22 protein-coding genes and 3 tRNA genes are annotated in these 19,799 nt (G+C 37.1%); 14 read left to right on the forward strand and 11 right to left on the reverse strand.

Annotation, left to right across the window (positions count from 1 at the left end):
• Nucleotides 1-14 precede the first annotated feature (14 nt).
• Complete coding sequence (locus tag JW962_03015) at nucleotides 15-875, forward strand: hypothetical protein (GenBank protein MBN1374277.1); 861 nt, start codon at nucleotides 15-17, stop codon at nucleotides 873-875.
• 162 nt (nucleotides 876-1,037) lie between these two features.
• Here JW962_03015 and JW962_03020 read toward each other — a convergent pair whose 3' ends face one another.
• Nucleotides 1,038-2,153 carry a hypothetical protein gene (locus JW962_03020; GenBank protein ID MBN1374278.1) on the reverse strand — a complete coding sequence of 372 codons (1,116 nt, stop codon included), beginning with the start codon at nucleotides 2,151-2,153 and terminating at the stop codon, nucleotides 1,038-1,040.
• A 262-nt stretch (nucleotides 2,154-2,415) separates the two neighbouring features.
• On the opposite strand from JW962_03020, the gene JW962_03025 reads away from it, so the two are divergent.
• Nucleotides 2,416-2,502, forward strand: a tRNA-Leu gene (locus JW962_03025).
• Between the two features lie 186 nt (nucleotides 2,503-2,688).
• Here the strand turns inward: JW962_03025 and JW962_03030 are convergent.
• Nucleotides 2,689-3,378, reverse strand: coding sequence for a hypothetical protein (locus JW962_03030; GenBank protein ID MBN1374279.1), 690 nt, complete (start codon nucleotides 3,376-3,378; stop codon nucleotides 2,689-2,691).
• Nucleotides 3,379-3,506: 128 nt separating this feature from the next.
• Between JW962_03030 and JW962_03035 the strand changes: the two genes are divergently transcribed.
• The 6 genes from JW962_03035 to JW962_03060 all read left to right on the forward strand — a co-directional run bounded on the left by JW962_03035 (nucleotide 3,507) and on the right by JW962_03060 (nucleotide 7,009).
• Nucleotides 3,507-3,719: a hypothetical protein gene (locus tag JW962_03035; GenBank protein MBN1374280.1), complete on the forward strand. Its 213-nt coding sequence runs from the start codon at nucleotides 3,507-3,509 to the stop codon at nucleotides 3,717-3,719.
• Nucleotides 3,640-4,449: a hypothetical protein gene (locus JW962_03040; protein MBN1374281.1), complete on the forward strand. Its 810-nt coding sequence runs from the start codon at nucleotides 3,640-3,642 to the stop codon at nucleotides 4,447-4,449. Before JW962_03035 ends, JW962_03040 begins: the two co-directional genes overlap by 80 nt.
• A 125-nt stretch (nucleotides 4,450-4,574) precedes the next feature.
• Nucleotides 4,575-4,733, forward strand: a complete 159-nt coding sequence (locus tag JW962_03045) for a hypothetical protein (protein ID MBN1374282.1) — start codon at nucleotides 4,575-4,577, stop codon at nucleotides 4,731-4,733.
• A gap of 134 nt (nucleotides 4,734-4,867) precedes the next feature.
• Nucleotides 4,868-5,575 (forward strand): HAD family hydrolase, encoded by a 708-nt coding sequence (locus JW962_03050; protein MBN1374283.1) that lies wholly within the window; start codon nucleotides 4,868-4,870, stop codon nucleotides 5,573-5,575.
• Between the two features lie 14 nt (nucleotides 5,576-5,589).
• Nucleotides 5,590-6,192 carry a ribonuclease HII gene (locus JW962_03055; GenBank protein MBN1374284.1) on the forward strand — a complete coding sequence of 201 codons (603 nt, stop codon included), beginning with the start codon at nucleotides 5,590-5,592 and terminating at the stop codon, nucleotides 6,190-6,192.
• A 199-nt stretch (nucleotides 6,193-6,391) separates the two neighbouring features.
• On the forward strand, nucleotides 6,392-7,009 hold the full coding sequence (locus JW962_03060) for a DUF4230 domain-containing protein (GenBank protein MBN1374285.1): 618 nt from the start codon (nucleotides 6,392-6,394) through the stop codon (nucleotides 7,007-7,009).
• A 313-nt stretch (nucleotides 7,010-7,322) separates the two neighbouring features.
• On the opposite strand, the gene JW962_03065 is transcribed toward JW962_03060, so the two are convergent.
• The 4 genes from JW962_03065 to JW962_03080 form a co-directional block, all read right to left on the reverse strand.
• Nucleotides 7,323-7,395 (reverse strand) — tRNA-Thr (locus JW962_03065).
• A 178-nt stretch (nucleotides 7,396-7,573) separates the two neighbouring features.
• Entirely contained in the window at nucleotides 7,574-8,107 is a 534-nt protein-coding gene (locus JW962_03070) for an NYN domain-containing protein (protein ID MBN1374286.1), read from the reverse strand.
• Nucleotides 8,108-8,241: 134 nt separating this feature from the next.
• Nucleotides 8,242-8,502, reverse strand: a complete 261-nt coding sequence (locus JW962_03075; protein ID MBN1374287.1) for an NYN domain-containing protein — start codon at nucleotides 8,500-8,502, stop codon at nucleotides 8,242-8,244.
• Nucleotides 8,503-8,588: 86 nt separating this feature from the next.
• On the reverse strand, nucleotides 8,589-9,071 hold the full coding sequence (locus JW962_03080; protein ID MBN1374288.1) for an NYN domain-containing protein: 483 nt from the start codon (nucleotides 9,069-9,071) through the stop codon (nucleotides 8,589-8,591).
• A 282-nt stretch (nucleotides 9,072-9,353) separates the two neighbouring features.
• Here JW962_03080 and JW962_03085 point away from each other — a divergent pair, with 282 nt between their 5' ends.
• On the forward strand, nucleotides 9,354-10,907 hold the full coding sequence (locus tag JW962_03085; GenBank protein MBN1374289.1) for a hypothetical protein: 1,554 nt from the start codon (nucleotides 9,354-9,356) through the stop codon (nucleotides 10,905-10,907).
• A 41-nt stretch (nucleotides 10,908-10,948) separates the two neighbouring features.
• Here JW962_03085 and pheS read toward each other — a convergent pair whose 3' ends face one another.
• Entirely contained in the window at nucleotides 10,949-12,046 is a 1,098-nt protein-coding gene (gene pheS / locus JW962_03090; GenBank protein MBN1374290.1) for a phenylalanine--tRNA ligase subunit alpha, read from the reverse strand.
• Between the two features lie 51 nt (nucleotides 12,047-12,097).
• On the opposite strand from pheS, the gene JW962_03095 reads away from it, so the two are divergent.
• From JW962_03095 to JW962_03115, 5 genes are all read left to right on the forward strand, one after another.
• Nucleotides 12,098-12,409 carry a YggT family protein gene (locus tag JW962_03095; protein MBN1374291.1) on the forward strand — a complete coding sequence of 104 codons (312 nt, stop codon included), beginning with the start codon at nucleotides 12,098-12,100 and terminating at the stop codon, nucleotides 12,407-12,409.
• Nucleotides 12,402-13,190 carry a hypothetical protein gene (locus JW962_03100; GenBank protein ID MBN1374292.1) on the forward strand — a complete coding sequence of 263 codons (789 nt, stop codon included), beginning with the start codon at nucleotides 12,402-12,404 and terminating at the stop codon, nucleotides 13,188-13,190. Before JW962_03095 ends, JW962_03100 begins: the two co-directional genes overlap by 8 nt.
• 94 nt (nucleotides 13,191-13,284) lie before the next feature.
• Nucleotides 13,285-15,150 carry a hypothetical protein gene (locus JW962_03105; protein ID MBN1374293.1) on the forward strand — a complete coding sequence of 622 codons (1,866 nt, stop codon included), beginning with the start codon at nucleotides 13,285-13,287 and terminating at the stop codon, nucleotides 15,148-15,150.
• A complete protein-coding gene (locus JW962_03110) occupies nucleotides 15,143-15,889 on the forward strand; it encodes a hypothetical protein (protein ID MBN1374294.1) in 747 nt (248 codons plus the stop codon). Before JW962_03105 ends, JW962_03110 begins: the two co-directional genes overlap by 8 nt.
• Nucleotides 15,840-16,772 carry a hypothetical protein gene (locus tag JW962_03115; protein MBN1374295.1) on the forward strand — a complete coding sequence of 311 codons (933 nt, stop codon included), beginning with the start codon at nucleotides 15,840-15,842 and terminating at the stop codon, nucleotides 16,770-16,772. Before JW962_03110 ends, JW962_03115 begins: the two co-directional genes overlap by 50 nt.
• A 30-nt stretch (nucleotides 16,773-16,802) precedes the next feature.
• Here JW962_03115 and JW962_03120 read toward each other — a convergent pair whose 3' ends face one another.
• From JW962_03120 to JW962_03135, 4 genes are all read right to left on the reverse strand, one after another.
• Nucleotides 16,803-17,057, reverse strand: a complete 255-nt coding sequence (locus JW962_03120) for a helix-turn-helix transcriptional regulator (protein ID MBN1374296.1) — start codon at nucleotides 17,055-17,057, stop codon at nucleotides 16,803-16,805.
• A gap of 66 nt (nucleotides 17,058-17,123) precedes the next feature.
• Nucleotides 17,124-17,924 carry a hypothetical protein gene (locus tag JW962_03125; protein ID MBN1374297.1) on the reverse strand — a complete coding sequence of 267 codons (801 nt, stop codon included), beginning with the start codon at nucleotides 17,922-17,924 and terminating at the stop codon, nucleotides 17,124-17,126.
• Nucleotides 17,925-17,949: 25 nt separating this feature from the next.
• Nucleotides 17,950-19,137, reverse strand: a complete 1,188-nt coding sequence (locus tag JW962_03130) for a UDP-N-acetylglucosamine--N-acetylmuramyl-(pentapeptide) pyrophosphoryl-undecaprenol N-acetylglucosamine transferase (GenBank protein MBN1374298.1) — start codon at nucleotides 19,135-19,137, stop codon at nucleotides 17,950-17,952.
• Nucleotides 19,138-19,456: 319 nt separating this feature from the next.
• Nucleotides 19,457-19,543, reverse strand: a tRNA-Leu gene (locus JW962_03135).
• Nucleotides 19,544-19,799: the final 256 nt, after the last annotated feature.

Below are 19,799 nucleotides of genomic sequence, written 5' to 3' on the forward strand. Positions count from 1 at the left end.
AACCATTTATATTGATGGACGTAAAACAGGACCTGATTAGTTTGATTTCAAAGGATTCGAAAGTACTTTGTTTGTTGGCACCTTCCTTTGTGGCAGAGTTTGATTATCCCGACATTATATATACACTTAGAGCATTGGGGTTCGACAATGTCGTGGAACTTACCTTCGGCGCAAAAATGATAAATCACGGCTATTACGAAATATTAAAGTCGGACAGTGACAGTCGAACATGGATTGCATCACCCTGCCCAACTTTAGTGCAATTAATTCGTACAAAATATCCGCATCTTGTTAGGAATCTGGTTCCTATACATTCCCCTATGGGTGCAATGGCTTTAATATGTAATAAGTTTTTTCCCGGATATAAAAAAGTTTTTGTCGGACCATGCATAACCAAAAAATTCGAAGCAAAAGAAATAGGAACAGTCGATCTGTCAATAACTTTTAAAGAACTGCTTGAAATACTTGACCAAGTAAAACCTGTTATTAAAGAAGAACACAAGCAAACATTCAATAAATTTTACAATGACTATACAAAGATTTATCCAATTTCCGGAGGATTATCGGAGACCTTACACTACAGCAAAATTCTTGATGATAAAGACATTCTTGTGACTGACGGAATTAGAGAGATAACTCAGGTCTTAAATGGTTTCAAGAATGGATTCTACGAAAAGTATAAATTTCTTGACATATTAACCTGTAAGGGCGGATGCATAAATGGACCGGGTATGTGCGGAACAAGACTTCCGGCCGAACGTAAACAAAGAATTATTGGCTATAGGGATTTTGCAAGGACATCAGAACGGGACATTGGTCGTGCCGGCACGAAAGTTGTTGTTGAAGACATAGATTTTACGCGAAAGTTTGAGTAGTAAGCTGTTCTCCGAAATATCCGTATGGGAAGAAAGTCAGCAGATAAGGCAACAATACTGAAAATCATTAAGACACGCATATATCCTAATTAGACAAATACACGAGAACTTGAAAAAGTATGTGTTCTGACTTTCTAACCGTAGGGATATCAGGAGAATAATTTACTCGTCGGTAACTGTTCCCATTTTTTTGAATCGTTCTTCTTCAAAATCAATATTTTTTGCCATTTCTTCTTTCGAGCTCATTGTGTAATAGGTCGAGCGACCGTGACCATATTGGTTAATTAGCTTGCGTTCAGACATTTCCGTAAGGTCCCGAAAGGCTGTCATAAAAGAAACTCCCATCATATCTGTATATTCTTTTCGTGTTATTTTCAATTTTCGTTTAAGATAAGTAAGAGCTCTAAGTTGTCGAGAGTTAAGCCCTAATAACATTTTACGTTTGTTCTGAACCTTTTCCTTTTCAATTTGGATCATTTGATTATTAAGGTTCTGAATATCCATAGATACTCCACGTACAAATCTTTCTATCCATGAGGTAAGATCATTGGATTCTCTGCTTGCAATTAACGCCTCAAAGTATTCCTCTTCGTACGTATAAAAGTGAAGACTTGTTGGAATAAGTCCGTTCTGCCATATATTAAGCTCAGAAAATAAAAGTTCAACGGTAGCAAGAGTTGTAAGCTGGTTGGCCGCAAGAAACGGAGCATACTGAAAAAGCTCAAATACGGTAACAGCTGTTTTTATTAAAGGATGCACCAAAAACCTTGTTTCAGTAACCCAGGAAAAAAGATCGTTTAGGTGGTTTTGGATATTTATTTGTGATAGCTCTTTGTTGTGATAAGATTCCCAGCGATCGTAATTTGATACGGGGCTTTCACCTTGGTTACGATATCTACCACCATTCCAGGAATCAACCCAGTTGTTTGTCAAGAGTTTATTAAGATGAACAATTGTGGCCGCCGAAAAGCTCATGTATCTGTCTCTTTTAACTTGTTTTATAAATTCAATTGCGTTTCGATAATTTACAAGTACAACTTTTGGCTCTTTAAGTACGTTAATTTCTTTACCCTTAAATACTTTTTCTGCATCTTTCATTGTAATATTAAGTCCAATAAGTTTTCCCACATAGAAAAGGTTTTCGGTACGTTTTTGCTCGTAAAGCTGTTTTTTCTGTCTTGCTGGAAGTGGAAGGTTAGTTATTTCCTTAAAGGCAATTTCAAAATTGACAATATGATGTAAAACCTTGTTTGTTATGTAGTATTTCGGGGTGTACATTAGCAACTTAGGTTTGATTTAAGTAACGGAATTGTAACAGCGATTGTTTTATCTCGCAAGTAGGGGTGGGTTTAGACCCGCACCCCAATTTCGAACACATTGTTGGATAATACATTTAAAAATGGGGGATACGTTTAAACCCAAACATGAATAAAAAAGTGCCTTTGTATGAATTCTTGGGGATGTCTTCGTGTCGGTTTAAACCTGTCCCTACAATGAGAATAAGGAATATGATAAAATTCGTATGTTGACTTATGTTAACGCCGAAATGGTGGAATTTGGTAGACACGCCGGCCTTAGGAGCCGGTGCCCTTTACCGGGTGTGTGGGTTCAAATCCCACTTTCGGCACTTTCATCCTTAGTTGTTGGTGGGTTATAGAGTCAGTCCTTTTCTTTCCGCTGTGATCATAGTTATTACAGGCACTAGAATAACTATGATTGTATTTAATTATCTGTAAGTATCCAGAACAGTTTGTATTTCGTATTATCTTTTGCGGTCATGATGGATGGTAGCAGATTCTCTCTTCATAAGCAATTACTCCACCTTTACTACTCTCCCCTTAAGCCGCCCCTTAAACATAACATATTTAAGCTCGCGGGTTATAAATTCCACCGTTAGCTGTGCATCGGTTAGGTTGCTAATTGGCATTTTTGACTCTTTTGTTCTAAACAAAAGCCAAAGTTCGTTAGTTATAAGTCCTGTCATTACCGCGCCCGAGTTGTAAAAAGAGTTAATATCGGTTACGGAAAACGTATAAGTATTCGTGCCGTCTGTGCTATTTGGAGTACTTGACTGCTTTACTCCTTCACTACTCATCGGATGCGTATGAACATTAAAAAGATACATGACTTCAACTATTTTGGGGGCATCTTTATAGTAAACAAGCCGTTTTGAATAAGTTTTCCCGCCAACAGTTACAACCCTTTCGTAGTACTCGGGTTTGTGTGAGGAATTATATACAACGCTAACATCTGTTTTTGACTGAACATAGGTTTTACCCCCTCGCATTAGTTCGGTAGTTACAAGCTCACCATCGGCAAAAAACACCATGAAGGCTCGCTCGTGATCATCGGCCCTTGTGTGTTTGTATGCTCTAACCGCCGTATTCCAAAAATCAGAGTTAAAGTCGATTACGCGTGGTAATTCAAACTCATTCGGAAAGGCATTAATAGTTTTTAAGCCTTTTAGTTTTTTGTATAGTTCGTGATATGTAAATTTGCTCATGTCTAATAATACAATACCGGCTTAATTTAGTACACGTTACCTTTTTTGAGGACTTTTGGGTAGTATCAATTTTGAAACAAAATTACAACGGTGATATAATATTCCACAGTTAACTTGATTGGTGCAAGATGAAAATTCAATTTATACAAAATGGCATAAAAGCATTTATGGGGCTTTCAAAAGCCTTAAGAATAGGTATTATAATTTCTACGGTTACATTAGTATCTGCAGGGGGTTATTTTACAACAACCGCAATTATCAATGCTAATAGTAATACTGGCTCTACAGAGAAGAAAGAAGAGACGTTCGATACTTCAGTCGGAGCCGGATTCAGAAACTGATAACAATGAAACTGAAGTTAATGAAGAAGAAGCTACAAATGAAACCGAAGATTCGGAAAAAGGAAGTACCACATCGACGGCTACCGCATCTACCGCAACCGCAAATACAAGTAATAATACAACAACCTCAAGTAATACTTCAGAGCAACCAGTTGCCCCTACAACTAAAACTTTTGTTGGTGACTACATAACAATAACTATACCTACTGCGTGGAATGCCGAAGAAATCCACGAAAGACCAACCTACGGTGACGTCGGACTTATTGAATTCAATCTGTATAATGCTGCCGGTACAAAGGTTTTTGGTCTTTATGCTCCAGAAGCATTGGGATGGGGTGGAAATGAGTGTAGCGATTTTGGGACATACAAGGCTTTTTCTGACTATAATCCGGCATCATATCAAAGTTATGTTGACTTCTTTACCGCGTCATGTACTGGAGAACCTGCTGCGCTTGAGTTTATTTCGTATCAGACAGAAACAAGTTTTCTGGGTTATAGAATTAGAAGAACCTCTGGTGTCTATAGAATGGATAGTATAAAGGGAGACCAATATTTTAGCGAGGGACGAGAGTCTGGTCTGCCTATAACTTATAATCTTCAGTCTACCGGGATTTCTTATTTCCTCGGAGGTACTTACAAAGAATATATATATACCATTACCTTTAATCCAACGGCTAGTGATTACACACAGCTAGAGACGGCTTTGGCTACTGCTGTCATCAGTCAATAAGCAGTAACTTAAGAACCATTAAAACTGTAAGGTTTACATATGACTTGTAGACTTTTGTTAACGCTTGAAATTAACTTAATCTATTTGTTATAATCCGGCGCTTAAACAAGATTAGAAAAACCGATATGAAGCCTGCAGTTCAAAAAATAATAAAACCATTCTTCACTTTATCAACAGCGATTCAGGCAGTTTTGTTTGCATTGGTTTCTACCGTTGTTATCACTGGGGTTTACTTTATTGCCCAATCCCTTGTTATTAATACCGTTTCAGCGTTCGGAGGTTAAGGCGTTGGGTTTTACCCACCCGTTTGTCCTTAAGACTTTCATTTATTACTTGTTACATAACGGTGTTACTGCTTCACTAAATTAATGGCTTCTTGTATACTGACTAAGTCTAAAATATTAAATATTCCAAAGAAATGAAAGTAAAAAGCGTTTTGTATGATCTCGATGATACTCTAATAAAGTCCAGTAAAATTTATGATAAAGCACTAGAGTTTGCCACAAGATTTTTATCCGAGAAATACAAACTTAACCACGAAGATTTTTTTAAGCTTGTCCAGACTAAACATCTTATCGTTCACAAAAATTTCCCAACAGTTCACACAAGACACAGTAGAATTTTGGTATTTAGAATGGCATTGGATGAAGTACTCGATAACTATGATTTGTCATTGCTTCCCGATGTTGAAGATATGTATTGGGACTATTTTTTTAATAACATTGATATATATCCCAATGTCATAAAGACATTGAAAACGCTACGTGATCGCAAGATCAAGATAGCAATAGTTTCCGACGGGAGTCTTTCACTTAGGATTCGTAAAGTTAAAGCGGCAAAGCTTCTGGAATATGTTGATGAACTTGTCGCCTCAGAAGAAGTCATCTTCGAGAAACCGTTTAGCGCAATTTTCACTCTTGCGTTATCTCAACTGAAATGCGATCCTGCACATGCAGTTATGGTTGGGAATGACTATAAAAACGATATACGTGGAGCTCAACTTGTTGGTATGAAAGCCGGAACCTATGAACCTCCTGTGGATGCAAGCGTGTATAATAACAACGAAGATATTATTCCCGACTTTAAACTTAAAGATCATCAAGAGATTTTAGACATTATTGAGTAATGATTTACCCCGTCTTGGAAAAAGAACAAAAAATTTGGAAAACTCAACCCGAGGCATTAATTGCCGGAATTGATGAAGCCGGTCGTGGACCATTGGCGGGTCCCGTTGTTGTTGGAATCGTTGTAATAAAACATGAAAATCAATATATTCAGGAAGTAAGAGATAGTAAGACATTATCTGAACTTCAGCGGGAAAAGATTTTTGAGAAAATTACTAAAACTGCATCCGCCTGGGGTTATGCAATGCGAGATAACCAGTTTATTGATGAACGTGGAATTGTTCATGCAGTTCGTGAGTCTGTTGTAGATGCATACTACTCCCTAAATCCTAAGCCAAATCTTGCACTTATCGACGGTAGTTATCTTCGAAATTTTCCTTTTGAATATAAATCGTTTGACAAGGGTGATCGTGATATTTACTGTATTGCGGCGGCTTCTATCATTGCAAAAGTCATAAGGGATCGGTTAATTGTGAAACTCGACTCGACCTATCCCGAATATGGGTTTGCTAAGCACAAAGGGTATGGAACAATGCAGCATATTGAGGCTATCAGAAAGTATGGTTTGTCGGACGTCCATAGGGTTTCGTTCTGTAGCAGATTGATTATTAATAAATAAGCTATTTTTATTAACTTAATTCCCTGTCGACCTGCGTGTTCTCAGAGAGCCCCTTGCATATAATATTTTCTTGCTAAGGCGAATCTCTGATCACACCTGTTCTTCCAGGGTATTGTTCACTGTTTTACTTTTATAATTCCCTGTCGACCTACGTGTTCTTATCATGTTATAATTAAAGATTAAATTGACAGCTACTAACATGCAAAAAACAATGGCAAAGGTAGGTATCTATCTAATAGTCGGACTTGTTCTTATTTCTGGATCTATGGTTTTGGGAGGTTTCCTATATAAGAAATTTTTCGAGAAGGATTCCGTACAATCGGTAACGGCACTTTCTATAATTGAACGAGTTTCTACAAAAGGAATATTGGTAACCAAGTCATTATATATTGAAGAGGAAATAACAATAAAAATAGACCAAGGATCTGCGTGGTCAAACTTCTGGTGGGGACACCAGGTTGTAGCTACAGCTCCAATGAGAATTGACCTGGGAATTGATCTGTCTAAACTTACCGAAGATAATATTGCAGTAGATAACACGGAAAAAACAATAATCATTGATTTTCCGGATGTTGAGATTTCGTCGATAAGCCTTGATGGTGACATCGAGGTTGAGCGCGAAAGTGGAATTTTTTACAAACTTTTCGAGGCAGATGATAATGCTGATTATAACCTTGCCCTTACCGAGCTAACAAATCAATCACGAGCTACTGCCGAGGCTAATACTGAGCTTTATCAGGAAACCAAAGACGCTGTTGTTGAACTTTTAAACTTCTTGTATTCCGAAACCGGGTATACGGTAAGTAGTAAACAGTAAGCAGTAAACAGTAGGGATTAAATGGTAATTAAATCCGACAGGATCGGTCGGGACGTGTTTCTATCTTATTCCTAGTTCATATATCTAGACGTATTTTTTGATTAGCCAGCAGTGAGAATCGAACTCAGCGTGCTACCTCTTGCACGCTATCTTTCCCGAATCTAATGTACGGGAAGAATTTAATAAGAAACGGAATCGGTTCAAGTAATTAATAGTAATAAGCCGGCAATCGGAATTGAGCGAGCATCCTTGGCGAGCTACGCAAAGTCGATGGCAATCAACTGAAACAGAAACTGAGTTCGTAATGGATATTAGCCGGCAATCGGAATTGAACCGATGACCTACGGTTTACGATACCGCCGCTCTACCAACTGAGCTATGCCGGCCCCAATAATAATCTGTCGGTCATAGCGAACTTGTCCGCCTCTGGCGGAAGCTATGCCGGTGAAAGTGCAACTAGACGAACAAAAAACAACGTTACTAATGATTATACTATTGAATCTGTCATTTTGCCAGAATAGATGATTGACTATCATGGCTATCATCGGCTATAATTAGTTATCATCATAACCAGGGGTGCCTAAGGTTTCGACCGACCGCCAGTCCTGGTTTTTTCTTTTTATAGCCAAACGACCCTACCTGTTTATCCAACCTAATTATGTACGTGTCATACTTTCTTGGCAGGCAAGAGTACTTATGATTTGGTGTAAGTACTTTGAGTAATTTCCCTTTCTCCTTCAGATATTGGATAAGACAAGAAAAATCTCCATCACCACTTACTATTACAGCTTTTTTATAATTGTTGTATTCAATTGCTGCTGCATGTAAAACTAACTCTGCATCGACATTTCCTTTAACCGCCTCTCTTTTGTCAGCGAAATATCGTACGGTGGGTTTAAATACCAGAATGAATCCTGCCAACTGTAATGTTGTATAGAGTTTTTGATTATTAGGTAACTGTCCGATAAACATAAAAGCCATTGATACATTGTATTTATTTTTTAGATATAGTCGGAATCTCGGGTAATCAATTTTCCATCCAGTAGACATAATTCCTAGGTATAAATTCTGGCTATCGATAAAAGCATAGTTATCCATGCTTTAATTTTACGCGACGGCATGACCGAAAAGAAATGGCGGAATCTGTCGTTTTGCCAGAATACGAGATTGAATTAGTCAATAATAATTGTTATAATTAAATGTTTATGATAAGGGGACTACCAAAATGGATTTTATTCCATGCGGGAATGCCCCTTTTTTCTTTTCAACTTATCCTTTAACCTTGCCAAGGAAATCAAGTATGGTGAATACTTTTTTAACAATGAGGAATATTTCTCGTTTGGAGTGATTATATTTTTTAGTTTGTTTTTCCTCTCCAAGTATTCAATTAAACAAAAGAAATCCCCATCACCCGAAATAATGACGGCTTTATCATAATTGTTATATTCTATTTTGCCAGAATAGAAGGAAAGCTTTACGTTACTTATTGGAATCTGCTATAATGGATTATCACGATGAGAGGACTACCAAAATGGACCTCGATCCATGCGGGAATTCCTCTCTTTTTTTAAAAAAGCGGCTACTTCCCTTTCCTAAGTTTTTCCTTTAACTCACCCAAAGACACAATATACTTACTATATTTTTTAAGAAGGGATGAGTATTTTCTATTGGGTGCAATTACTTTTGCCAGCTTTTTATTCTCTGCTAGGTACTCTACAAGACAGTAAAAGTCACCATCACCCGATACTATTACAGCTTTATCATAGTTGTCTTTTTCCATCATTGTGTGTAAAACCAGCTCTGCGTCAACATTTCCTTTGTAGGTTATCTTGTCAGCCTTTTTTATTTCTAGGACTTTCTTAAAGATAAGGATATATCCCAATTCTTGTAGTTCTTTATACAGTTTTGCGTTTGATTCTATATAGCCTATGAATAAAAATGCTGTTTTAACGTTATATTTGTTACGGAGGTACAGTCTAAATTTTCCGTAGTCTAATTCCCATTTATCGGCTTTTGTTCCTATGTATAGGTTTTGGCTGTCTATGAATGCATGATTTTTCATGCTTTATTGTACTACGGTTTAGAAAATTTGGATAATTCCTGCCAAAGATTTTCTTCAATCTCGACTTCGCCCGATGTTTCAATTTGTTTTGTTAAGCGAAATCGAGTAGAGTTTTCGAAGAACAACCGACAGCTATAGATTGAGTACTTATTACAGAGACCACGTCTCTAAAGGTAAAACTACTCGTACGAGTATATTATGCCCCAACCTTTGATGACGTTACAAACAAGACGATCTATGGTATAATACACTTTCAATAGATAAGCTGACCAAACATCTATAGTGATCGAAGAGTTTATCAGAGCCGAAAAAGAAAGTGTTATAAGTTGCCTTGGGGAAAATTCTCGTTTAGTTTCTGTAGTTAATGTACAAGGTTTGCGTGAGGGAATCGAAGATCCGAACAGTATCATGGTGACTAGAGGGTCTATTGACCCTCAAGATCCAAACTGCTGGAGTATTATTGTTGAAAAAGATAGTCAGAATTTTACCATTGTAAGATCTCCTCAAGGTGATCTTCAAGTTGTTACAGAGGAGAACAACGTTGTTCCTTTCGATGGAGATTCAGAATTTGCACAAGCTATATTTAACCAAATAGGAGTAAGGACTCCTAATCCATTGGAAGCCTCAGCACTGGCCTCAATAGGAATGCTTACTTCTCCTACGGAACGATCAAGAAGAGATTTATTAAAAATTGTTGGAATTTTAGCAACTTTTGTGGGACTTACCTGTTGTACCTTTGGTGGTAGTGGGAATTATGAACCCACAATAGTCGTCAATGGAACTGCTGTCCCCACAAAAGTTGAAACAGTCGTAACACCTTCTCCCGAGTCTTCACCCGTACAAAGGGCAGAACTTATAGCAAAAACCGAACCGTGGCAAATATTGCCTTCTCTTTCAAGTGAAATAAATGCTATTAATGTAAAATTTGTTAACAGGGATGAATATATAGCTCTTGCGAGAGAAGATGGGATAATAATTCCGGATGGATATGAAAGCAGCTTTTTAGAAGAAAGCGATGCAAAATTACTAACTAATCTTAGAGTTATAGTAATTAATCGTGACGCTCCAACATTTACCACACAGATGGAAGGATTTTCAACTGAAACTGAAAAAGACAATTTCCTTACAAGATTACTTACACATGTTATAAAGCACGAGGTAAGTCACGGCGTAAGCGAAACAAAACCTGTTTCCGATGAGCTAAAGCGTGCTGTAGCCGAAAACCCTTTAACCAATGCATTTACGGCTATAACTACATTTGGTTATTCCATAGGACTGGATGGTGGCTACCAATTAAGCGGTCTCGAGGAAGTTGTGGTTACGCACTTTAATACATTGAACTGTGGTTCAACTTGTGTGATTGATCAAATCTCACTATCGTATATAGGAACCGAAATGATAGAGCCTGTCAATACATTCCTTGCCAACACCCTTGATGTGGAGGCAGGGTCCTTTGTCAACTATGTCATACATAAGGCAACTGATGGTATAGATGGCTTAATTGATCGCTTGGTTATAAGATATAATTGTGTTTCTGGGATTGACAGAAGAGGTATAACAAAAATGGTACTTGATTTTGTTGTTGCCACAACTTTTGCACATACAAGTTACCTTTATTGGAGAAAATTATCCAATGGCGACGCTACTCAAAGAGAGGATGCTGATCAATATAAAGAACGATATGATTTATTTATCAAAACCATGAATGATATTGCCACGGCTGTTAAGAATAGAAGTACTGAATACACTCCACTTGCAAACAACAGTCGAACATTTATGGCTAATCTTATTTCAGGTTATTCTTCTTCTGCACACAAGCTTACTATGAGAAGTTAAGATAATGAAGGTGCTCAAAACGGCATTATGTGCGTGGTTGCCTAAAACTGTTCCAAAAATCTTAGGTCACCCTTGTAAAAGTGTCTTAGGTCTTTAATGCCGTTTTTAAGCATAACAATACGCCCAATACCAGGACCAAACGCAAATCCGGTGTATTTTTTAGAATCAATGCCTGCGTTTTCTAAAACTTTGGGATGAATATACCCACAACCCATAAGTTCGATCCAACCGGAATACTTACAAATTCCACACCCTATTCCGTTACAAAATACGCATTCGTTCATAAATTGTAGTCCGGGTTCAACAAAAGGAAAGTAGCTGGGTTGTACCTGAACTTTAATATCTTCTTTGTCAAAAAACTTTTCCAAAAATGCTTTCATTGTGCCAATCATATCGCCAATAGAAATATCTTTACCAATATAAACCATTTCAATCTGATAAAAGGTATGACCATGAGTAGCATCGGTGGCCTCATTTCTAAAACAACGACCAGGAATAACAACAGCAATAGGTTCACCCTTGTCCAACAAGTGCTTATACTTTTGCATAACCCTAATTTGCATGCTACTGGTATGAGTTGTAGGAATAAATCCTTCGTCGGTCCAGAATGTATCCCAAAGCTCGCGTGCAGGATGCCCCTTAGGAATGTTTAGGGCTTCAAAAACATGATAATCATCATCTAAAAGTCGATGTTCTTCAACAATATAACCCATTGATTCGAGTATTCTAAACATCTTTTCGGAGTCAACTTTTACAGGATGATACGATCCGCTACGTGATATATATTCAGGCTTTTCTTTTGAATTAATATCGAAAGGAGCCGTTGGATCAATAAGATCATTTTTTATGCTTTCTTCAATCTCTTTCTTACGTAATGACAACTTTTTAGACTCGATAAGATTAATAAGCTCTGTTTTAATCTCGTTAACTTGCTTACCAAATTCGGTACGTTTTTCGGGATTAATCTCTTTAATTTTTTTAAGAAGTATAGTGACTTCACCCTTAGGTCCAAAGAAGAAACTTTCAAGCTGCTTTACTGTTTCACTATTTTTTGCCGAAAGGACTTTTTTAAAGGCAGCTTCTTTTACAGCAAGCACACTATCCATTTTGTAAATTTGGTTGAACTTAAGGTATGCCATATGCTATCATAGAGCGATTCGTTGTTCAATGATCAAATAGCTTTTAAACACATGGTATTTAGAGTAATAATAAAAATCCTCTACTCAATTCTTTTGGCAATAGAAACTCTAATAGCCATAAAGTTTGTCTTGGTATTTATAGGTGCGAACTCCGGAAACGTGTTTGTGTCATGGATTACAATGATCACCGAGCCTTTTATTATGCCTTTTAACGGAATCTTGGGAGCAAGCCAGGTTAGCCTTTCAGTCTTTACAATCGACCTAAATGCATTTATTGCAATGATCGTCTACATTCTCTTAGCATTATTTTTAATAGAGTTACTTAAAGCATTCACCCCTACCACACCAAATAACAATGAATAAACGCATCCTTCTGGAAAAATACTTTGGAATTCCAATCTGGTTCGAACGAAACAAAATCTTTTCCGGAGGCGATTACGAGGTTACAAAACTTTCTGACATCGTACTTTCCGAAATAAACACTCAAACAATTAACAGTGAGCTTATGTATCCGGAAACAATCGGCACAAGATATTCGTTAAGCGTTAATGAAAATTCCTTGTCTCTGGTTCAGAATTCTTTAAAAAACGAAATCATCATGTTACATGGGACCCTTTTAGGAATAGAATACGCAAAAACCACCGGAAGAAGAGCTACCGGAAAGTATTCCACCTTGATTCAGGTTATGTATGGATCTGCATTCATAATTTTACACAACAGCTTCTTTGACAAGGCTGAATTTACCTTTAAGACCGGCTCTGTCTATATAGTAAAGGTAAAGGTCGGACAGTGCTTCGTTGTTCCACCTAATATGGGATATACTGTCGTAAATTCACAACTATCTCCACTTGTATTTCACAAAATAACGGCAAAAGATTCTGTCGAGGAACCTGTATTTGATAACCACAAGGGCGCAGCTTATTATGTAATTTATAAAAACAGCAAACCGGAAAAGGTTATTAATCCGTACTTTAGAGATGTGTCAAAACCTAAAGAGATCTCCTCGATTAAGTTAACATCGACTTTTTTCAATAAATGTCTTACAATTCCAGATATATTTAACTGTCTAATGTGCAAAGACCTTGATCCGAAGTTAAGATTTGTTCTTGGAATTGATGAATTTGTTATCGACGACATGTTCTAAAAAGCAAAGTAGAGACATTTCCCTGTTTCAATGGTTTAAAAGACAAGTCAAAGACATGTCTCTGTTTCAATGGTTTAAAAGACAAGTCAAAGACATGTCCCTACTTAGGGGTTTTACTATTTCACTGCTTTGTTACTTCACTATTTCACTGTTTACCACTCCTGTCTTTGCCTCGTCGGGAATTCAAAAGCAAATGAGTATAACCGTTGATGTTAAAGAAGCCGGCGATATAAATATTTCCATGCAAACATCATTCTTTATTACGGAAGGAGTATCATTGCTTCGTGAATATAACTTGGCGTTTACAGAAAAAACATTTACTAATTTTGCCGCAGTGTCAGCCGGAGGGGAAGCACTTGACTATTCAATAAAAGAAAACGACGACAACACATTGATAACAATCAGCCTTCCGAATATTCGATTAAATCCAGGCGGAAGTTATGCAATTAACGTCTCTTATACGGTTCCTGCGGGGCTTGAGTCAATTGGAGGTATATATAAATTATTGGTCCCAGTATTTAATACAGAGAACACAACAATAACATCTGTACTTGTTAGGTATCCTTCAAACATTGGAAATCTACTTTATTGTTCTACAGAATGTACAACCACAAATACAAACGAACTAACAGAAGTCTACTTAAATAACATCAAGTCAACAAATCCATTTATTCTTATTGGAAGTTCTCAGATATACACACTAAACCTTGTTATGGACGTTGAAAATAATTCGGCTCAGGTAAACAATCTAAATACCTATATTCCAATAGAAAGCTGTACCCAGAAAAATATTGTAAACTTTTTTGCGCCGACACCAAGTTCAATTAGTACAGATATATATGAAAATAATAAGCTAAATGTTGTTTTAAATCCTTACTCGAAACAGATTATTCAATACAGTGGACAGGTACAACTTACTAGCAGTGTATCAAAATGTAAAGTGCCAACGGTTGCAGCACTTGATATCGAAGAGTTAACAAGATTAAGATTACTCCTGGAAACGTATTTTCCGAATTCAGATACTTCATTAGATCTAATTCAAAAATTTTACCAAAAGATTATATCGGAGGGCGAAATCAACGCTCAAACAGGACTAGAGAAAGATCCCGGCACAAATATTGAATTATTCTTAAAAGACGAACTACATATTTTTACTCAGCGGGAGCTTTTGGAAATGCTGCTTTTCGTATACTCTGCATTTGATTATCCTGCCTATATTTCTTATGGTTTTTTGTATCCTTACTATGTTTCGGAGCCTATTGGCGTAAACTATTCCTGGCTTACAGTATATGTAACCGATATTCCCAAAGTTGTCGATCCTTTCATGGAAATCCAAAGCGGGATCTCCGGTTTCGACGTCAATTTGTTAGATAGAATTGTAATTTATAATACTCAACAATTATACGACCAAAGTTATTCCTGGAGAAATCTTGAGACAAATTTTGTTTCTATTGGCTACCAAAACTTTACAACAAATTCTAACTTGTACCTTACTGTAAACTTTCCTGAATCCGTACAAGCCGGTGTTTCACATACGGCAACATTGTCCGTCCGAAATAATGGAAATACACTATTTAAGAATCTAGAGATATCAATCTTGTCTACAGAAGGACTATTATTTGAATTTTCAGATGATACGAATGTTATTCCATTACTTTTTCCGGGTCAAAGTATTACAATTCCGATAACAATTAATTCAACTAAAGGAACATTTTCTAAACTTCACGAAGTACTTGTAACATACACTGCCGATGATTTTACCGGTCAAACACACACATACAGCATACTTGTCGAACAAAAACCAATAAATATTCTAATTGCTATACTTGTCACCGCGTGCATAGGCAGTGCGGGTGTTCTTGTTTTTGAAAGGGTGGTAAAATATTTTAATAAGAATAAAGGGGAAAAAACACAAACCCCTTACGACCCATTACTTGGATTTGGTTCAAAAAATGATTAAACAAAAAAAAAGGGGCCTGATTGCTAAATTGTTAACTTGCTTAATTGCTTTTTTACTAACTTGCTTAATTGTCAACCCTATAGCACCGTTTTTTCAGACACCTTGCGTATTTGCGGAATCAAAGGACACCATAGATGAGAATCAAGAAGTTACCTACGTTGACACGGCACATGGACACATCGAAATCTCAGCCGTTGTTAAAACCCAGTCGCCTGTAAACAAATCAATTCCTGTCGAGGTCACCTATACTTCAAAAATCAGTGGAATTAAAGGATATTTAACAGTGTCGGATTATTCCGGACTTACCCCGAAAAATGACAAAATCTGGGTTCCGATAGAAAAAGATAAAACCTATAAAAAGACAATTCAATTACAACCAAAACGCGAAGGATCATACGATGTTACTGTTGATATCATTATCTTCGGATATGATGTAAATTATGGCGACAGTACAACGATTACTGTTACACTCAATAAAAACCTTGTAGTCCGGGAAACCGCTTCAACGTTTCTTTTGTACCAAATTCTTATGTATTTAGCGATTGTATTTGTTATAGTGCTTGTGGTAATCGGCATACGAAAATACGGAAAGAAAGTGTTTTCCACTATACGTAACTGGGTATTAAACGATCCTCGCTATAAAGATGTCACAAATAGAGAGGAAATAGAATCATTTTATAAAAAACTTCATGAAAAAGGAGACAGTAGTCAAGACACAGAGCAAACAAAATCCGAGTAAACGGCAAACTCCAACCAAAGAACCTAAAAAGCCACTTACAAAAGCTCAAAAGCAAAAAATAGTCAAAACCATTCTTATTGTGTTTTGGGTTTTAATAATTGGACTTTTAGCCATCGTGATTTACATGATTTCTACCGATAAAGATGCATTTTTAATAGCAATTCCGGGGCTCTACGATACAAAAGAATACAATACGCTTACCAAGGATCGAAACCAAATTACACAAGAAAATGATACATTAAAATACAGAAACAACGAGCTTTCACAATTAATATCTGCCGGAACCGAGAACGACTTTGAAGTATTATACGAACGACTTGATGAGTATATAAATAACACCCTAACTATCGATGAAAACCTTTCCAAAATTGTTGAGATCGACCAGAACCTTATCTCACTAAAACTTCCATCCAATATGCTGGAAACACTTAACAGTACGTATTTGGCAGACAAAGCTGTTTATGATTCCTTGCAAAATCATTATGAACTATTATATGCCAAGCTGGACTACTTTAATCTTAGACGACTAGAAGGTAGATTTGATAATTGTATTTCCGGAATAGACTTTTCTCTGTCAGATTTAGAAATCTCGAGACAAATGATTAACTGTACAAGCCTTTTAGATGAACTTGCAACAGCACTCTTGGTTGCAGAAGAAACATATATGGTAAAGTTTGTAAACATTGGTCAGTATGTAACAATATCAAAAGAAACGGCAGTAGCATATGCCAACTTTTATGAGGCAGTTGCTCAGGAAAACTATACACAGAGTCAGCAATATGATCAAATATACAACGAAAAGGAAGAACAGCTAAGAAATCTTGATATAACGACTGTTTGGTTTGAATACAAGGTACTTGTATTGGATCCGTTTGACGAGTAATAAGAAATCCTTCGGAATTCTATGACAGGATTACTTTAGAACCTGCTTTATATCCTTTAAGTCTGTTATCAGCTCGGACAACCGTTGTTCAATTATTAAAAGCCTTGCAAATGCAGTGTTGTTTTTCTCAACTGATACGAAATATTCCATTGGATATTTTACGGCCTTTGATATAAGTATGAGTGTCTGTATGGACGGATATGCGACGCCACGTTCATAATTACTTATACTTTTTGTATCTACACCAACAAGTAAAGCCAGTTCATTTTGTGTTAAATTACGCATCTCTCGCGCAGCCTTTACCCTTAAGCCGAGGAGTTGTTTTGTGATCAACAGATTGTCCTGCTAAACTTAAAAATTGAAAAGCGATTTAATAAAGTCGATAATTCCCTGAATTAATGATTCGTTTTTAATGGAAGACGGATGATTACTGGTATCAATTGTAGCCTGTGATGTCATTACTGTAGGTACTTCGGCCTGGGTTGTATCTTGCAATACAGTTGTAGTAGGAGTAATTCTCAGTCCCTGAATATATCTGTTTTTCTCGTCGAGCATCTCCTGGAGCTTTTTAAACTCATCAATATGATCACGAATTTTCGCCTCATACATTTTATTTTTGGCAAGCGTGGAATCATATAATTCCTTAATTTTCTGAAACTCCCTACCTTTTTGAACAAGATCGTTATGTTCATTTGTTTGAGTTAGCTTTCTGCGCATGGTATCTTCATCAACAATTCCATACTTATGATAGTTTATGTCTTTTGTTTCGGCCTCTCTACCCAAAACTTCCAGATACATTTTTTTAATCACGTCAACCTTTTCATCCATAGTCATGGGCTTGTTCTGCTGAACAGAAGCTCCGTTATTTTGCCAAGGGGTATTACTCATTGGTGAAACTCCCCAGTCCGGATTTCCATATATCGGCTGCGGATTATTATAAGGACCTAGATTCGAGGTATTTAAAGGCTGCTGAGTTTGTGGAACACTTGATTGTGATGGCTGTACATTCCCTGAAATATTTACGTGCGTTTGAGGTATCGGTGTTGTTAAATTTGATCCTACAGCCTTTGTAGTGGCAGATTTGGCGGAATTATCGTCGGTCTTAAGATTTATCTGTCCGCTTGCAATTTTTTTTCTGTCGTTTGTAGCCATACTATATTATAACAGGAAACATGATTTACGTTAACTGGTATTTCTCAACGATATTCTTTGCCATTTTATATGCAGCATCAACCGGAAACATATTTCGTAAGAGTTCATCGGATGGTAGATCAAGCTTTAGTGCTTCATCAATCGCCATGAAAAATGTCGTTAATGTGAGATTATCTTCATCAAGAATTTTGGCAAGCCCTATATCACTTAGTATCTTAGCATTCTTATACTGCTCATTATGCGTTACCCATTTTATAGGGATAATTATTGATCGTTTTTTTAATGCACCAAACTCTGTTACCGAACCTGCACCTCCACGGGAGACAACAACATCACTATTTGCGTATACATAGCCTATCTCGTCAAAAATCATGTCGGTTACCAAAATTCTCCGTTGTAATTTTATAGGAAGCTTTAAAATTTTCTTTTTAATTGAAATCATGTCTGCATAACAAATCTCGTTACTTCCTGTTTGTAGAATAACTCGATATTTTTCGAGTAAAGGTTTGAGATTATTAGTTACAAATTGGTTAAACATATGAGAACCTTGACCACCACCTGTTATATAAACTAGTGGGAGTTCGGGTTGTCGGCTTGATAGTCTTTTGAGTGGGTTAGTTAATTCGGATAATGGAAGTCTGTCGGAGAAAATAACTGTCCGAAGAGGGTTCCCAACGTGAGTTGCTTTTGATTCGTCAAAATATTGGATTGAACTTCTAAAATTTACAAATATCTCCTTTGCGAATTTTGCTACAACGTTGTTTGTAAGCCCAATTGCGGCTGTTTGCTCATGTAAAATTATGGGAATTCCAAAAAATTTTGCGACTATACATACTGGAAGTGTCACATAACCTCCAAAAGAAACAATTAATTTGGGTTTTACTTTTAGAAATAGTTTGAATGAATCAATAAAACCGCCAATAGTTGAAAACAACAGCCCTATACTTTGTAATGAAAAACTGCGCTGAAGCTTGCCCGATCGTATTACTAAAAAGGGAATGTCCGTTTTGCTAACCATTTTTTGCTCTACACTACCCGATATTCTATCGCCTCCTGCGGTTAGATTACTCCCTACAAATAACATTTTCTCTACTTTTGCACCAAGCTTTTTAAGCTCGTCGATTACGGCTAAAGCTACTGTTACATGCCCACCCGAACCTCCTGCGGTTATTAATATTTCGGGTTTATCTAGGGTTGAGAAATCAACATCCATTTTTTATCTAACCTCCTATAAGTATTATATCGAAATATAAGGACTATGACCAGTAAACATCTGGGAGCAAACTGCCCAGGAGCAGGGCTAACCGCTAAGCCCTGAACTTTTGCTTGCAAAAGAAATATCTCGACGGCAGTCGAGAGGAAGAAGAAACGGAACCTCCACACAATCAAAAGAGGATCAAGACAAAAATGCCCAGGAGCAGGGCTAACCGCTAAGCCCTGAACTTTTGCACTGCAAAAGAATGATCTCGACGGCAGTCGAGAGGAAGAAGAAACGGAACCTCCACACAATTCAAAGAGGATCAAGACAAAACTGCCCAGGAGAGGACTTGAACCTCCACACCTTTATTAAAGGCACAGCGACCTCAACGCTGCGTGTCTACCAATTCCACCACCTGGGCATTTTAAAGATCAGTACATTCCCAGTGTGGTTTAAACGTTTATGTCTACCTTCGCCAAAGGCGAATCAGCCTCTGGCTGAAATTCCACCACCTGGGACTTAAAAAGAGCAACCAATTATACCAAAGAACCCTATCAAAATTAAGGAACAACCTGCCGTCGGAAGTTGCGGTATAACCTTACGCAACTTGCAAGAGCTGTAATAACAATGATTACAGCGGACAGAAAGAGTTAACCATTACTCCCACCGACGAACCC

This window comes from Candidatus Dojkabacteria bacterium, assembly GCA_016927995.1.
Taxonomy (GTDB): domain Bacteria; phylum Patescibacteriota; class Dojkabacteria; order JAFGLO01; family JAFGLO01; genus JAFGLO01.